The 15,432-nt window shown below is 48.0% G+C and carries 18 protein-coding genes; 4 read left to right on the plus strand and 14 right to left on the minus strand.

Features of this window, described 5'->3' with window-relative positions; genetic code table 11:
• Nucleotides 1-7: 7 nt before the first annotated feature.
• The 3 genes from ACR64Q_RS16680 to ACR64Q_RS16690 all read right to left on the minus strand — a co-directional run bounded on the left by ACR64Q_RS16680 (nucleotide 8) and on the right by ACR64Q_RS16690 (nucleotide 5,003).
• The gene (locus ACR64Q_RS16680) at nucleotides 8-994 is read right to left on the minus strand and encodes an SDR family oxidoreductase (RefSeq protein WP_313732483.1); all 987 of its coding nucleotides are present in this window, start codon (nucleotides 992-994) and stop codon (nucleotides 8-10) included.
• A 9-nt stretch (nucleotides 995-1,003) separates the two neighbouring features.
• On the minus strand, nucleotides 1,004-2,104 hold the full coding sequence (locus tag ACR64Q_RS16685; protein ID WP_313732484.1) for a radical SAM protein: 1,101 nt from the start codon (nucleotides 2,102-2,104) through the stop codon (nucleotides 1,004-1,006).
• A gap of 130 nt (nucleotides 2,105-2,234) precedes the next feature.
• Nucleotides 2,235-5,003 carry an Hsp70 family protein gene (locus ACR64Q_RS16690; protein WP_313732485.1) on the minus strand — a complete coding sequence of 923 codons (2,769 nt, stop codon included), beginning with the start codon at nucleotides 5,001-5,003 and terminating at the stop codon, nucleotides 2,235-2,237.
• 367 nt (nucleotides 5,004-5,370) lie between these two features.
• On the opposite strand from ACR64Q_RS16690, the gene ACR64Q_RS16695 reads away from it, so the two are divergent.
• Nucleotides 5,371-6,297, plus strand: coding sequence for a matrixin family metalloprotease (locus tag ACR64Q_RS16695; RefSeq protein ID WP_026602105.1), 927 nt, complete (start codon nucleotides 5,371-5,373; stop codon nucleotides 6,295-6,297).
• 69 nt (nucleotides 6,298-6,366) lie between these two features.
• Here ACR64Q_RS16695 and ACR64Q_RS16700 read toward each other — a convergent pair whose 3' ends face one another.
• Together ACR64Q_RS16700 and surE are read right to left on the minus strand one after the other, a co-directional pair.
• On the minus strand, nucleotides 6,367-7,029 hold the full coding sequence (locus ACR64Q_RS16700; RefSeq protein ID WP_036275871.1) for a protein-L-isoaspartate(D-aspartate) O-methyltransferase: 663 nt from the start codon (nucleotides 7,027-7,029) through the stop codon (nucleotides 6,367-6,369).
• The gene (gene surE / locus ACR64Q_RS16705; RefSeq protein WP_026602107.1) at nucleotides 7,026-7,781 is read right to left on the minus strand and encodes a 5'/3'-nucleotidase SurE; all 756 of its coding nucleotides are present in this window, start codon (nucleotides 7,779-7,781) and stop codon (nucleotides 7,026-7,028) included. The genes ACR64Q_RS16700 and surE overlap by 4 nt, the downstream gene beginning before the upstream one ends.
• 64 nt (nucleotides 7,782-7,845) lie before the next feature.
• Here surE and ACR64Q_RS16710 point away from each other — a divergent pair, with 64 nt between their 5' ends.
• From ACR64Q_RS16710 to ACR64Q_RS16720, 3 genes are all read left to right on the plus strand, one after another.
• The gene (locus tag ACR64Q_RS16710; RefSeq protein ID WP_026602108.1) at nucleotides 7,846-8,415 is read left to right on the plus strand and encodes a Smr/MutS family protein; all 570 of its coding nucleotides are present in this window, start codon (nucleotides 7,846-7,848) and stop codon (nucleotides 8,413-8,415) included.
• A 250-nt stretch (nucleotides 8,416-8,665) separates the two neighbouring features.
• Nucleotides 8,666-9,706 (plus strand): glyceraldehyde 3-phosphate dehydrogenase NAD-binding domain-containing protein, encoded by a 1,041-nt coding sequence (locus ACR64Q_RS16715; RefSeq protein ID WP_026602109.1) that lies wholly within the window; start codon nucleotides 8,666-8,668, stop codon nucleotides 9,704-9,706.
• A gap of 51 nt (nucleotides 9,707-9,757) precedes the next feature.
• A complete protein-coding gene (locus ACR64Q_RS16720) occupies nucleotides 9,758-10,288 on the plus strand; it encodes a DNA-deoxyinosine glycosylase (RefSeq protein WP_081733790.1) in 531 nt (176 codons plus the stop codon).
• 149 nt (nucleotides 10,289-10,437) lie between these two features.
• On the opposite strand, the gene rplQ is transcribed toward ACR64Q_RS16720, so the two are convergent.
• From rplQ to rpmD, 9 genes are all read right to left on the minus strand, one after another.
• Nucleotides 10,438-10,818 (minus strand): 50S ribosomal protein L17, encoded by a 381-nt coding sequence (gene rplQ / locus ACR64Q_RS16725; RefSeq protein ID WP_020484825.1) that lies wholly within the window; start codon nucleotides 10,816-10,818, stop codon nucleotides 10,438-10,440.
• Nucleotides 10,819-10,836: 18 nt separating this feature from the next.
• Nucleotides 10,837-11,847: a DNA-directed RNA polymerase subunit alpha gene (locus ACR64Q_RS16730; protein ID WP_026602111.1), complete on the minus strand. Its 1,011-nt coding sequence runs from the start codon at nucleotides 11,845-11,847 to the stop codon at nucleotides 10,837-10,839.
• A 23-nt stretch (nucleotides 11,848-11,870) separates the two neighbouring features.
• Nucleotides 11,871-12,491: a 30S ribosomal protein S4 gene (gene rpsD / locus ACR64Q_RS16735; RefSeq protein WP_026602112.1), complete on the minus strand. Its 621-nt coding sequence runs from the start codon at nucleotides 12,489-12,491 to the stop codon at nucleotides 11,871-11,873.
• A gap of 18 nt (nucleotides 12,492-12,509) precedes the next feature.
• Complete coding sequence (rpsK, locus tag ACR64Q_RS16740; protein ID WP_020484822.1) at nucleotides 12,510-12,896, minus strand: 30S ribosomal protein S11; 387 nt, start codon at nucleotides 12,894-12,896, stop codon at nucleotides 12,510-12,512.
• Between the two features lie 23 nt (nucleotides 12,897-12,919).
• Complete coding sequence (gene rpsM, locus ACR64Q_RS16745) at nucleotides 12,920-13,276, minus strand: 30S ribosomal protein S13 (protein WP_020484821.1); 357 nt, start codon at nucleotides 13,274-13,276, stop codon at nucleotides 12,920-12,922.
• A gap of 76 nt (nucleotides 13,277-13,352) precedes the next feature.
• Nucleotides 13,353-13,466, minus strand: coding sequence for a 50S ribosomal protein L36 (rpmJ, locus tag ACR64Q_RS16750; RefSeq protein WP_081607976.1), 114 nt, complete (start codon nucleotides 13,464-13,466; stop codon nucleotides 13,353-13,355).
• 18 nt (nucleotides 13,467-13,484) lie between these two features.
• Nucleotides 13,485-14,810 carry a preprotein translocase subunit SecY gene (gene secY / locus ACR64Q_RS16755; protein WP_026602113.1) on the minus strand — a complete coding sequence of 442 codons (1,326 nt, stop codon included), beginning with the start codon at nucleotides 14,808-14,810 and terminating at the stop codon, nucleotides 13,485-13,487.
• Nucleotides 14,811-15,245 (minus strand): 50S ribosomal protein L15, encoded by a 435-nt coding sequence (gene rplO / locus ACR64Q_RS16760; RefSeq protein ID WP_026602114.1) that lies wholly within the window; start codon nucleotides 15,243-15,245, stop codon nucleotides 14,811-14,813.
• The gene (gene rpmD, locus ACR64Q_RS16765) at nucleotides 15,245-15,430 is read right to left on the minus strand and encodes a 50S ribosomal protein L30 (RefSeq protein WP_020484818.1); all 186 of its coding nucleotides are present in this window, start codon (nucleotides 15,428-15,430) and stop codon (nucleotides 15,245-15,247) included. The genes rplO and rpmD overlap by 1 nt, the downstream gene beginning before the upstream one ends.
• Nucleotides 15,431-15,432: the final 2 nt, after the last annotated feature.

Here is a 15,432-nt window from a genome sequence, read left to right on the forward strand (position 1 = left end):
CTTCTCCCTATTTGTCCAAGTACTTAAACCAGCCCGCAGTAGCGTCAGCGATAGAAGCCGAGGTCCACAGTGGCGCGTTTTGCCAGTAATCGATGTGCGCCAGCATATTAGCCACGCCCTGCTCGAAACTAACCAGCGGTTGCCAACCAAGTTTTGCCTTGATTTTACGGGTATCGGCAAAGGTACAATCGGGCTCGCCGGGCCGTTTGGGAATATATTCGATAACGCCGCCCAGCAGTCCCACCAATTGATTGACACTGTAGGTACCGCCGCTACCAACATTCATGATCTCACCGCGCAGTTCGGATTCCGCTGCGGCGATAAAGGCGTTGGCGACATCGGTGACATAAGTAAAATCACGGGTCTGGCTGCCGTCGCCGACCACGGTAAAGGGTTTACCGTTAATCTTTTGCGCCAGAAACACCCCGAACACAGCGCCGTAAGCGCCGGTAGTGCGAGCATGCGGGCCGTAGACGTTGAATAAGCGCAGCGACACAGCAGGCAAGTCATAGAGCTGTGCCCAGTGCATCACTAGCTCCTCACCCAAGTATTTGGTTAAAGCGTAAGGATACTGTGGCTGAACTGGCGCGGATTCCGGCGTGGGAAATTGATCTGGGATGCCGTAACAGGACGACGAAGCCGCATAGATAAATCGCTTGATACCGGCGGCACGCGCCGCTTCCAACACATTGAAAGTGCCGCTGACATTGGTTTCGTAGTAGGCGCGCGGCTGCTCGATGGACGGCACGATGTCGGCTAGACCGGCTAAGTGGAACACCCAGTCGATGCCTGCAAATAATGGCGCGATGGTTTCGGCGTCACGAATATCGGCCTGATGAAATTCAAAACGCTCCTGACCGAGTAAATCAGCGATGGTTTCTTTGCGACCGCCCACCAGACTGTCGATCACGTTGACCTGGTGGCCTTGCCGCCATAGCTCACGACTCAAATGACTGCCGATGAATCCCGCGCCGCCGGTAACCAATACTTTCATGCGTCTGTCCTAGATAAAGTTGATGTGGGCCGGCTGGTTTGCCGTGAGTTTGTCCAAATATTGATTCACCGATTCCATCCGGCAGTTTTTGCGGCATTGGCTGATATCCAGTTCCTGGGTGATGTATTGCCAGTTTTGCCGGCGTTTGTCGCCTTGCCAGATGTCCTGGAAGGACTGCTGATGGATATTGCCGTAAGCAAAGCGTTGATCGGTGAGATAGGCACTGCAGCCGTAGACTTCGCCGTCAGCCATGATATAGCCCCAAAAATAAGGCGTGGCGTGGCAGGTTTTGTAACGCTCGGTTTCCGACTGGCTGTAGTTTTTCATGGTCTGTTCCCGAAATACCACGTTAAAGTCGTCGCCGTTGAATTGGGCCAGTTCCTCGGCCATTCCTAACAGATTGTCGTAACGCAGGCTTTCGTAGCGGCGGGTTTCGCTGAATAAATGCTGGGAGTACGGTTTGACGACCAGATAATCCAAACCGATTTCGCGGCAAATGCTTGCCAGCGTGGTCACTTCATGTTGATTTTCCGGCAACAATAAAATTTGTGCTCCCAGAGCGCAGGATAATTGCTGGGCTTTTTTGTGTTCGACCGCGCGGCGTAGATTATTGAGCACCAGGTCAAAATCGGATGCCTTGGTTTGATGGATGGCCGCGTAATTTTCAGCACTACCGGCATTTAGCGATACTTTAATCCATGACACCAGCGGCAAGGATTGCTCGACAAAACGTTGATTCATCAAGGTGCCGTTGGTGGTGAAAGACACATCGATACCGGCGTCGAAAGTCCATTTGACGATGTCATTAATCTCCTTGTGCAGCATAGGCTCGCCTTCGCCGGCGTACATGATGCTTTTCACACCAAGCCTACCCATCTCAGTCAAACGCTCCGCCAAAATTTTGACATCCAGACGCTGCGCTTTATAACCGATGTAATCCACTGCGCAAAACGTGCAGCGGTGATTACAGGCACCTACCGGAGAGACCTCCATGTAGATAGGATACACGGCTTTCGCTTGCTGCCAATCGTGCCTGCCATCCAACCATTGCGCCACCCGCTGCGGGTGATACACCAGTTTATGACTGTCTATGCCGTATTTGTCTGCCATGTTTTTGTCGTTTAATGTGCTTTCAGAGTGAAAAACCGCTATTGAACTGGATAAAGCGATTTCTATGCCAATAACCGGTTCAGGTAACGTGCCGCTATTGATTGTTATATCGGCATCACAAAGCTTAGCATTAAACAATTAGTTTCAAGCCCGGCGGCAGCGCTTCGCCGAAGACTTGCTTTTCCTGTTGTTCATCCAGTTGTTTGAATTCGGCAACCATGTCTATCCACGACACAGGGGATTTAGCTTGTTTTAGCTTGTCGATCACCTGCGCTCTCAGGCTATCGTCGATATCCCGAGCCCGGTCGTCGCAGCGTCTAGCCAACAAGGTGGCGGCAAAGCCGGCCTGGGTTAGCTTTTTCCAATCAGCTTTCAATAGCTGTTTCAGCCAGATTTCGGCAGTCTCCGCTGGAATGACCTGATGATTGTTGCCGTGAAACAGAATCCGCCCACCGATACGTCCGACCGCCCACCAACTCTGCTCAGGCTCTCCGGCTTTTTCCAGGCGCTTTAACAGCCAATTGCCCAATTGAATTTTATCGACAAGGCTCAACCGCTCTAGTGCCGCCGCCAGTCGCACCATATCTTCGTAACCGCGTGTCGCCAGTTGCTTGCCGACACCCGGCTGGCGCGCGGCAGCCGGATTGATGAATTTGGCGATGTCGTTAAAGATACGATGTTGAGCATCCGCACCCAGGCCACCGGCAACGCGCCGCCATAAAGTCCACCACTCGGCCCAGTTTTGCTTTTCGTTAACGAATTGCAGCCCTTCCGAATACAGCTTCCAGAGTTGCTCTACCCGCCAGTCGTCGAGTGGATAACCGAAACCGGGCCGCAGGCAAAAGCCGGCCAGACTTAACCAGAGGCGTTCGTGCTGTTCGCTCCGCCGCCGATATTTACTGCCTTCCAATAAGGCCGTAAACAACTCGCGCAACAGCGGGGTTTGCCAGTCGCCGCGCGGTGCGGCGAGAACTTTTTCCAACTCGGCGCGTAAGGTTTTTACCGCATGCGGGTCGACTTGTTTGGATTTGGCACCGAATACGGCCTGGACTTTCTCCAGCGCTTGTGGCAATTGACTCGGTAATTCGGCATTGATGGATGTCTGGTTTTTTTTGCGAATTTGAAACTCTACATCCCAACGCTGGTTGGAGTCTGCCACCGCGACGCACTGCAATTGCAAAGTACCGACTTCGGTATATGTCGCCAGCAATTGCACCGCAATTTCGGTTTTCAGCTGGCCTTCGAATGCCACTGCCAGCGGCGGCAGACTGTGAAACCGCTCGTCATCGAGTTCGACTATTTCGCCTGGCTGGTAAGTACCGTCTCCGCTACTGGATAACAAATGAAACCGTACCGGTTGTCCCACTCGGAGAGCGAATTGCCGATCACTTAACAAAATCTCATGGCCTTCCTCGCTACCTTTCGGCAGGATACAAACGCCACGACCGCCTTGCTTACCGTCACTACTTTTGACCGTGGCATCAACAAGCAGAAAATAACTACGCGCCGCACCGCCGCCGATTTTCAACTTCTTCTCGCGGCGGGCAACTGCATAACTTACCGCACCGTAAGCCACCGCCAATTCCGGATGACTATTTTCCAGCAATAATGGCGCTTGCCCGCAACGCCACCCAGCTAATAAATCGATTAGACGTTGCACCATGGCCGAACTACGAAACACGCCGCCGTTCAACAATAATGCATCGGGAACTATTTGATGCTCTGCGCCCGTGCTACCCAACGCAGTTTGTGCCGCTTGCGCATGCAACTGCAAAAAGGCGGCTATATGCTTACTGATAGCCGGCTCCGCCGCGTATGGCAAACCAAACTCCACTACGCCGCTACGTTTCCTATCCGGCAGTTCTTGCAAACCGGATAGGGGCAAAAAGCCATCCAAGGCAATTTGCTTAACCTCCTCTTTGCTTAGCGTGGTGCTTTTAGTGCCGCCAATCAACCTGGAACCGCCGCCCAATAAGGTTACAGCAACGTGTTCCGGTGCATCTTCAGCCAATAGCAATTCCTTGGCAATCCGACATTGCTCCAGCAATTGCGATAAATCAGCGGTAGAGAGTTTTTTGTCCCCGGCTCGCAAGCGGCTTTCCGCTAAATGCGCCAGAGCCAGATCAATATTGTCGCCACCCAACATCAAGTGGTCGCCGACACCTATGCGCGTCAGCCGCGGCTCATCTAGACCCTGCTCAATCTTGATCAACGTCAAATCGGTAGTACCACCACCGACATCGCAAACCAGCAATAACCGACTATCGGCCAGACTGGATTTGATGGTACCGGCATGCCGGCGCAGCCAGTCGTAACAAACTGCTTGCGGCTCTTCCAGCAACCTAACGCCGTTCAAACCGGCCATCTTTGCAGCTTCCAGGGTCAAGGATCGCGCGGACTCGTCGAAGGACGCCGGCACCGTAATCACAACTTCCTGCTGAGCAAGTGGCGCAGAGGGAAAACGCTGCTCCCAAACGGAACAGACATGTCGCAAGTAACTAGCACTGGCTTCCAGCGGCGAGACTTTAAAAACCGATTCGTCGCTCCCCCAAGGCAAAATAGCCGCACTGTGATCGACGGCGGTGTGCGACAACCAACTCTTGGCGCTGGTAACCAAACGGCCTTGCGACTTGGCTCCCAGCAAGCGCGCCGCTTCACCAAGCACGGCGCCATTTTCCTGAGTCAAAAATCCGTCCTCGACCGTGATTTCGCCAGGCGCAGGATGGTAACGGACCGATGGTAATAACGGCTTGGCATTCACCTCCCCTGGCGCGATCAGCTGAGGAATCTCGAACAAGTGAATTGCTTTCGCAGGATCGTGGATGTCGGAGTAGGCGACCACGGTATGGGTCGTGCCTAGGTCGATTCCGACCGAATAAGTAGCAGCGTTGTTTTTCAAAAGTACTTAGTATGTTTATTCTAATTATGAAGAGCAGCCTGCCAAGTATTCAAGCAAGCTAGCTAGCGGCGCGCCTATTTTAGTCGGCTTTCTGATCGAACACTCTCGTTTTTCTAGTTAGCACTATTCAAGCAGCGGTTGCCAAGTGTAATAAATTTCAGCAAAGAACAATTTTTCGACGTGTTTCGAATAAAATGCTTGCCTGGCGAATATTTGCGATGTTACTTTTCGCCTACGGCAATCATCAGTGCATTGCATTACTGAATGCGCCCACCGAGAACAAGAACTAGCGCTGCACAGTGCTCGAATCTAAATCAAGACCGAGCTAACCGCAGCAATTATTAACCAACTTGAGCGAGTTAAATTCATGCTTATTAAACCATCCGCATTCGCCGGCGTCTTGTTGCTGGCCGCCAGCCAATCAGCTGACGCTGTCGTCATCAATTTTGACTATACCTACGATGGCGGCTTTTTCTCCGGCAGCAACACAAGTAGACGAGACATCCTGGACGCCGCCGGCGGCTTTTTGGGAAGCATCTTGACCGACAGCTTGACAGCTATATCATCCGGCGGTGCCAATAATTTCAGCGCGGTATTTAATCGCCCGGATACTGGCGCCGAGACTACATTAAGCAATTTCAGTGTAGCAGCCGACACACTCACGGTGTTTGTCGGCGGACAGACCATGGGCGCCGGCAACTTGGGCTATGGCGGCTACGGCGGTTACAACGTCAGCGGTACCCAAGATTTTTTGACCAATGCAGCACAACGCGGCCAATCAAATCCTACCTCCGGCCCATTGGCAACTGATTTTGCACCATGGGGCGGCCAATTGACCTTCAGCAGTTCGGCAAACTGGTATTTCGACGCCGATCTTTCAACCACAGAAGCCTTTAGCGGCAACGATTTTTATTCGGTGGCTCTGCATGAGTTAGGCCACTTATTAGGTCTAGGCAGTTCCGACTCTTGGGATAATCAAGCCTCTGGCTCCGGCTTTACCGGTGCCAATGCAGTAGCGGCTTATGGCAGCAATGTGCCGCTGGAAGGAGATAAGGTTCATTGGTTAGACGGTACCAAAAGCACGGTAAACGGCATTGAGCAAGAAACCGCAATGGACCCTACTATACGCATCGGTACGCGCAAAGTGTTTACGCAACTCGATCTCGCCGCTCTGAAAGATGTGGGCTGGCAAGTTTCGGTAACCGCGGTGCCGGTTCCTTCCGCCGTTTGGTTATTCGGCTCTGCTTTATTAGGATTTATAGCCAGCAAACGTAAGCAGCATTTGAATTTCTAGCAAATTCATCACCGTCGCGCCGGACACGCCAATTGGCTAACAAAACCGGCGCGATAAAACGATTAAAACTTATTGACTGACACCTGATAAAAACGGCACAAAACTGACGCGCTCAATCACTTCATCCTCAAAGCCATGCTCTGTGCGGGTTACCCGATGCAATTCCTGCATCCCTTCCAGCCCGACTGGAATCACCATCACGCCTCCCAGCGCCATTTGCTCAAGTAGGGCTTCCGGAATTTCGACCGGCGCGGCAGCAGCTAAAATCCCATCGTATGGCGCATGCTCCGGCCAACCCCAACCGCCATCGCTATGCTTAAAACCCACGGTCTTAATATCCAACTCCCATAGGGTATCTCGGGCTTTTTTCATCAACGGCGCAATCCGTTCCACCGAATATACTTGCTCTACCAACTTCGACAATATTGCGGTTTGATATCCGCAACCCGTACCAATTTCCAGTACCTTATGCAGCGGACCTTTTTCCAATAGCAATTCCGTCATTTTGGCGACAATATACGGCTGAGATATAGTTTGATTGTGGCCGATTGGCAAAGCGGTATCTTCATAAGCGCGACTCTCCAAAGCTTCGTCGACAAAAATATGCCTCGGTGTGTCAGACATTACCGCCAAGACTTTGCTGTTATAGATACCTTGCTCGCGTAGCCGAGAAATCATCCGCTCTCTGGTCCGCCGAGAAGTCATGCCTATACCCTGGATGCGTCTACTCATAAGCGCGCCTCCATTGCCAGCCAATCGCGCAATCCCTCTAGTCGTTCGTAACGCGTCAAATCCAGCTGTAACGGCGTTACGGACACGTACCCGTTTCTTATCGCATCAAAATCGGTACCCGGCCCGGCGTCTTGTTCGCTACCTGGCGGTCCAACCCAATAAATAATGTGCCCGCGCGGATCCTTGGAGCGTATCACTGCTTCCGCCTTGTGCCGCTGTCCGAGTCGGGTAGATTGATAACCTTTTAATTCAGCGATCGGCAAATCAGGCACGTTGACGTTTAACAAAGTGTCTTCGGGCAATGGATGAGCGAGGATTTTTTGCATTAATGTCACAGCCACATGTGCCGCCGTATCGAAATGTTTAGGATCGCTGGATGCCAAAGATATAGCTACCGCAGGCAGTCCAAGAAAACGCCCTTCTGTAGCCGCAGCCACAGTGCCAGAATAAAGCACATCGTCGCCGAGATTGGCGCCATGATTGATACCGGCGAATACCATATCGGGCTCGTGCGCTAATAGCCCGGTAATGGCCAGATGAACGCAATCCGTCGGTGTACCATCCACCCTGACAAAACCGTTTTCGCATTGTGTAGCACGCAAAGGCATATCCAGGGTTAAAGAATTGCTTGCGGCACTCCGGTTTTTATCGGGCGCCACAACTGACACGTTGGCGTATTGACGCAGAGCTTCGGCCAGTGTGTTGATGCCTTGCGCTAAATAACCGTCGTCGTTGCTGATTAGTATGTGCATACTGCCGTGAAACGCTTTAAAATTCCCGCATAGTAGCAAAAAAACCGCAAAACCAGCAGCTTACGTGACAAAAAAAACCACTTCCGCAGACGATGCCCTCTTGTTTCGAAACTCGATCGGTAAAGTCCAGACCATAGACACCAATACCGTTATTCTTAAGCCAGACAAGAAACCGCGGCCTATACCCTTATTTAAGCCGCTGGAGCAGGTTGATCCTTTACAAAAAGATGTTGAGGGCAGTTTGGAGACCCTGTTCCAAGAAGACAAGATAGCCTTCCTGGTACCAGGCATGCAAAAAAGCGTCATCAAAAAGCTTCGTAAGGGATATTACGGCGTGGATGCCGATATCGATCTACATGGCTTAAGTAGCCGCGATGCGCAACAGCAGCTATTACGATTTTTACACTATTGCGTTGAAGACGGTTATCGCTGCGTACAAATCATTCACGGCAAGGGGTACAACTCTACGGACAATCAGCCAGTCTTAAAAAATGATATTAATCTCTGGCTACGCCAACATAAAGATGTCCTGGCGTTTTGCTCAGCCCCTCCCAAAGCTGGCGGTACAGGTGCCTTGTTCGTGCTGTTACGCTTATCAGAAAAATTTGTGACATCCGAAGACGAGCCTCAATAAGAATAAGCCCATTTGGCTAGACTCTCCAATCTACCGCACCCGAAACAGAAGCAGCCCCTCCGTTATATTTTACTTTGCCTTGACTTGGGCGGCTTGTTGCTCTAGTTTTTCAAGCATTGCTATTCCCAATCTTGACAAACAAAAACATAAACCAACGCCATGACCATAAATCAACACCTGCGACCTCTCCAAACCACTGGCGCTATTGGCGTTTTAACGCAAAGCACTATCAAAGCGGAGACTTTAAACAATGGGCCTTAACATAGGGATCGTCGGTTTAGGCAGAATTGGTCGCGGGGTATTAAGGGGAAATTTCGCGCAAGAAAAAGGCGGCAGATTCGATATACGCGTAGTCTGCGACGTAATGGCTATCGATCACGTTGCTTACCTATTAGCAAACGATAGCACCTATGGCCGCCCACCGTTTAACGTGGACTGTGATGGCAACGACCTGATCATAGACGGCAAAAGAGTTCGCTATCAGAAGGTAGACAGGCGCCGTAGCTCACCCGATGACGACAGCTTCGGCGTATTGCGCCAATTTGATCTTGATGTATTATTTGACGCCACGGGCACCGCCACGATCCATGATTTCCGTTCCTTGATAAAGCAGGAAGTCGCTAAAAAAGTCCTTTGTACCTGGAATGTGAGCGGTTGCGACATCAGCGTGGTATTCGGAGTAAATCATTCGGCATACGATCCATTGCACCATGATGTCATCTCAGCCAGTACTTGCACGGGTAATGCGATGGTTCCTATCTGTCATGTGCTTGATAAGCATATCGGCATCGATTACGCCAGAGCCATCACTATCCATCCGCAACTTTCAGATCAACGCGTATTGGATGGATATCACGCATCATCCCAACTTGGCCGCGGATGTGCGTCTTCCATTATCCCAACTAGCACGAACGTAGGTAAATCCACGACATTGGTATTACCGAGACTCGAAGGCAAACTGGTAGCTATGTCTTACAGAGTGCCAACAGCAATTGTCTCAGTCATTGATTTAACGGCCAATCTTTCGCGGAAAACGTCGTTAGAAGAATGCGTAGAACTGTTTGAAGATTACGCCAACAAACAATTAGCGGGACTTATTCATTGTGACTATGGCGCATGGGGACATCAAAAGGCCAGCATAGATTATATGGAAACCCAATATTCTTCTATATTATTGATGCATCATCTAACTGTCAGCCAAGGCCGCCAGCTCGGCCTATCTTTGATGCATGACAATGAGCACGCATATTGCTGCCGAGTATTAGACGTATTGGGCATTTTACAAAACTAGTGCTAGCAAGTTTGCAAAACGCCTAATGCGACCCCATCAAATTCCGGCTGAATGAACCACATAACAAGCTTCTCAGCGGAGTCATCACCGGATGCAACAGTTTTGATTCTTGGCAGCATTCCGGGAAAAGCTTCACTGGAGGCTGGTCAATATTACGCACATCCACGTAATCATTTTTGGCCTATCATAACTGAGCTCCTGGCAATCGATCCCGCCAGCCCATACTCAGCGAGAATCGAATCATTAAAATTAGCTGGCATAGCACTATGGGATGTAGTCAAGTCATGCCATAGGCACAATAGCAGTCTGGATACGAAAATAGACAAAAACAGTATTGTTACGAATGATTTTCCAGACTTTTTCCTAGCTCACCCTAGTATTACGCATTTATTCTTTAACGGGTTAACGGCAGAAAAAACCTTTCAAAAGCTTGTTCAACCTTATATTTCCACAGATGGATTAATATACCACCGATTACCGTCCACAAGCCCAGCGCATGCAACAATGCCATTCCAAAAAAAACTGGAAAGTTGGCGCATATTAACAAGGATAATAGCAAAAACCTCGCACAGCGAAAAATGAGAGCTACATCAGAAAGAAACAAAATAATCAGCCCAAGGAATGTATTTTAGGAATCTAGATGACACCGGAGGGCACAAAAACAAAAACGGCAGATTAGCTGTTTAGCTAATCTGCCGTCTAAAACGATAGATTTAAATACCTAATGGTACTTATTCCTCGGTTTTAACGGGCTCCGGCCTATCTACCAACTCAACGTAAGCCATAGGTGCGTCATCACCAGATCGAAATCCGCATTTAATAATCCTTAAATACCCACCGTTTCTGGATTGGTATCTTGGACCAAGCTCGTTAAATAACTTCGTTACAACATCTCTATCACGCAACTTAGAGAACGCCTGACGACGTTTCGCAACAGAATCGACTTTAGATAGTGTAATCAAAGGTTCAGCGATTACACGCAACTCTTTTGCTTTTGGTAACGTAGTTTTGATTAACTCGTGTCTAAACAAAGAGCAAGCCATGTTACTAAATAGCGCTTTTCTGTGGCTACTATTTTTATTTAACTGTCTTCCAGATTTACGGTGTCTCATTTTTCAAATGCCTTATATTCAAATTCCAGCTTGCGATTGATCAGCCAGATTTTCAGGTGGCCAGTTTTCCAACCGCATACCCAATGACAGACCTTTAATTGCAAGAATATCTTTAATTTCCGTTAACGATTTCTTACCTAGATTCGGTGTTCTCAACAACTCTACCTCAGTCCGCTGAATAAGATCACCGATATAGAAGATGTTTTCTGCCTTTAGGCAGTTGGCAGAACGAACCGTCAACTCCAAATCGTCTACAGGACGTAACAACACAGGATCGAAAGACTCTTCTTCAATCGCCACCTCTTCATGTATCTGCTCATTAACTTTCTCGAAATCAACAAAAACTGATAATTGATCATGAAGAATAGAAGCAGCCAGCTTGATTGCCTGTTCGGGATCGACTGTGCCGTTTGTCTCCAATTCGATAACAAGCCTGTCCAGGTTAGTGCGCTGTTCGACACGTGTGCTTTCTACATGATAAGCAACTTTTACTATAGGACTAAAAGCCGCGTCGACCATTAACACTCCTACAGGAGCGTCGTCGTGCATTTCCTTCCTCAGACTGGCAGGGACATATCCTCTACCTCGCTCGACTTTAATCTTAACGTTGAGCGAACAATCTTGATTATTGATGTTAGCTATTATCAGATCGGGGTTTACCAACTCTACGTTATGAGGTAGGTCAATATCCCGAGCAGTTACCACACCGACGCCAGATTTTGACAGTGTAAGAGTTACTTCGTCCTTAGAATGAACGACAACAGCTAGTTTTTTAAGGTTCAGTATGATGTCTATAACATCCTCCTGAACTCCCTCTATCGTGGTGAATTCATGCAATACACCCTCAATAGAAATTTCTGTAACTGCGCAACCTGGAATTGAAGACAGCATGACCCGCCTCAAAGCATTGCCCAAAGAATGCCCAAAGCCGCGCTCCAGAGGTTCGATAACGATTCTCGAGTGGTTGGCCGATTCGTTAATCACCTCGACAAGTCTAGGCTTTAGTAGGCCAACAATAGAACTCTGCATAATTTAAATCCTGGACTTATTTATTACTTAGAATAAAGCTCAACAACCAGCTGTTCGTTGATGTCAGAGCCTAAATCTACGCGGTCAGGAACAGACTTGAATGTTCCACTCATCTCTTTCGAATTTACTTCAACCCAAACCGGAAAACCATACTGTTCAGTAACGACCAGCGAGTCTTTAATGCGTTGTTGGCTCTTAGCTTTTTCTCTAATCTTAATTACGTCGCCGGCAGCAACTTGGTAAGAAGGGATATTAATTAACCTATCATTTACCAAAATCGCTTTGTGAGAGACTAACTGCCTAGCTTCCGCTCGAGTAGCAGCGTAGCCCATCCGGTAAACAACGTTATCCAAACGAGACTCTAAAAAATCGAGCAGGTTCTGGCCGGTAGCACCCTTTTGTAGATCTGCAGCTTTGTAATAGTTTCGGAACTGTTTTTCTAACACTCCGTATATGCGACGCAAGCGCTGTTTGGCGCGGAGCTGCATAGCATAATCAGAATTCCTTGTACGCTTAGCACCATGTTGACCAGGTCTTTGTTCCAATTTACATTTGCTTTCCAGAGACTTGCCTCTGCTTTTCAAAAATAAATCAGTACCTTCCCTACGACTCAGCTTGCAAGCAGGACCAAGATATCTTGCCATTAAATTTACTCCACTATCCTAAACACGACGTTTTTTGGGTGGGCGACAACCATTATGAGGTATGGGAGTAACGTCCACGATATTTGAAATTTTGAACCCCATACTGTTCAAGGAGCGAACAGCAGATTCTCTACCAGGGCCAGGCCCTTTTATCATAACATCTAGATTCTTCATGCCATATTCCTGGGCCACGGCTCCAGCTTTCTCAGCAGCTACCTGAGCTGCGAAAGGCGTGCTTTTGCGCGAGCCACGAAAACCGGATCCGCCAGATGTTGCCCAAGATAACGCGTTACCTTTTCTGTCTGTGATAGTAACGATTGTATTGTTAAAGGAAGCGTGGACGTGAACGATACCGTCCGCCACTTCTTTCTTAATACGTTTTTTAACTCGATTCTGGGTTGCCATCAAAAATGCCTATCTAGATGTATTTATTTAGTAACTGACTTACGCGGACCTTTTCGAGTCCGAGCATTTGTTCTGGTTCTTTGCCCTCTCAATGGCAAGCCACGACGGTGCCTGATACCACGATAGCAACCCAGATCCATTAATCTTTTTATATTCATCGAAACTTCTCTGCGAAGATCACCTTCGACAGTCATCGCTGAAATAACCTTACGTATCGATTCCACTTGATCCTCGGAAAGGTCTCGAATCTTGACGGTTGGCTGAACCCCAACTTCATCGCAGATATTTCTAGCAGTTTGCCTGCCAATTCCATAGATAGCAGTCAACGCTATCTCCGCATGCTTATGGTCAGCCACGTTTATACCGGCAATACGAGCCATTCAAATACTCCAAAAACAGTACTATAAGGTTAAACAGGGAATTATATCACCCTGCAAAATAAATCACAAAAACAAGTTAGCCTTGACGCTGTTTATGCCTGCCATCTTTGCAGATAACCCGCACAACGCCGTTTCTTTTAATTACTTTACAACTTTTGCATATAGCTTTTATTGAAGCTCGTACTTTCACGGCAAACTCCTCGAATTTTTAAGATTTTTTCAAATTAGCTTTTTTCATCAAGCCTTCATATTGTTGCGACATCAAATGCGTCTGCATTTGCGAAATAAAGTCCATCACAACAACCACAATAATCAGCAAAGAGGTACCACCAAAAGAAAACGGCACGTTCCAATAAACAATTAAAAACTCGGGCAACAAACAGATCAGCGTGATGTAAACTGCACCTATCAACGTCAGCCGAGTCATTACCTTATCGATATAACTGGTGGTATGAGCACCCGGCCTAATACCAGGCAGATAGGCACCTGACTTCTTCAGGTTTTCGGCGGTTTCTTTTGAGTTAAAGACCAGAGCGGTATAAAAGAAACAAAAGAACACAATGGCCAAAGCATAACACAAAACGTACACTGGCTGACCTGGGGAAAGCACAGACGAAATATCCTGAAGCCATGAAAAGCCATCGACATTCCCGAACCATCCCGCTATTGTCGCAGGAAATAATATAATGCTCGATGCAAAAATAGGTGGAATCACGCCAGCCATATTTAACTTAAGGGGCAGAAACGAACTCTGTCCTGAATACACCTTATTGCCTTGCTGTCTCTTTGGATAATTAATTGTTATCCGTCTTTGCCCTCTTTCAACAAAAACCACAATACCCGTTACAACTATAGATAACGCGAACAACACAACAATAAACGCACCATTCATTTCACCAGTACGAGCAAGCTCCAGTGTTCCACCGATTGCGGAAGGCAACCCGGACACGATGCCGGCAAAGATAATTAGCGATATACCATTACCAATTCCCCTCTCCGTAACCTGCTCTCCAAGCCACATTAGGAATATTGTCCCGGTAACCAACGTTATGGTGGTTATAAGGACAAAACTAACACCTGGCTGGATAACAACAGCTAGCCCACCGGCTGTTTGGTTTTGCAAGGCCACTGAAATACCAATCGATTGGAACATGGCCAATACAACGGTACCGTAACGGGTGTACTGAGAAATCTTTCTACGCCCGGACTCACCCTCTTTTTTAAGCTGCTCCATAGCAGGAATGACTATAGTCATAAGCTGCATAATGATAGAAGCCGAAATGTAAGGCATTATACCTAGCGCAAAGAGGCTCAAACGCATCAAAGCCCCCCCCGAAAACATGTTAAACATGTTTAGGATGGAACCGGACTGCTGCTCGAACATTATTGATAAGGCTTTTGGATCTATCCCTGGAACAGGGATATGAGCGCCAATTCTATATACGACAAATGCGCCTAAAACAAACAACAATCTTGACTTGAGCTCACCAAACCGAAATGTGCCTGCAGAAACATCAACTCCTTTAGCACTCACTTAAGCCTCGACTTTGCCACCAGCAGCTTCAATAGTTAATTTTGCACCAGCCGTCACACCGAGTCCTTTTAAAATTAAAGACCTTGAAACAGTTCCAGTATTCACTACTTTAACTTTTTTCGAAAATGCAGGAATGATGTTATTACTAATCAATAATTGAATATCAACAACATCAGCCTGAAGAACATCAATTTCAGCTAGACGAACTTCAGCGGTAAATTTTTTAGTTCTGGAGGTAAAGCCCACTTTAGGAAGTCTCCGCTGTAAGGGCATCTGACCACCCTCAAAGCCGACTTTATGAAAACCTCCAGACCGCGCCTTTTGACCTTTATGACCTCTACCGCAAGTTTTACCATCAGTAGATCCTATGCCCCGCCCAACGCGTTTCGCTTTTTTTCGTGCGCCGCATGCAGCTTGTATTGTGTTTAGATACATTAAACTTCCTCAACTTTTAGCATGTACGCGATCTTATTGATCATTCCGCGATTTTCAGGCGTATCGATAACCTCAACGACCTGCCTTATTCTGCTCAGACCCAATCCTTTCAAACATTGCTGATGACTCTTTAAGCGACCATTTTTACTTTTAGTCATCATTACGCTTAATTTTTTGCCACTCATAT

Source organism: Methylomonas sp. 2F7 (assembly GCF_057126975.1).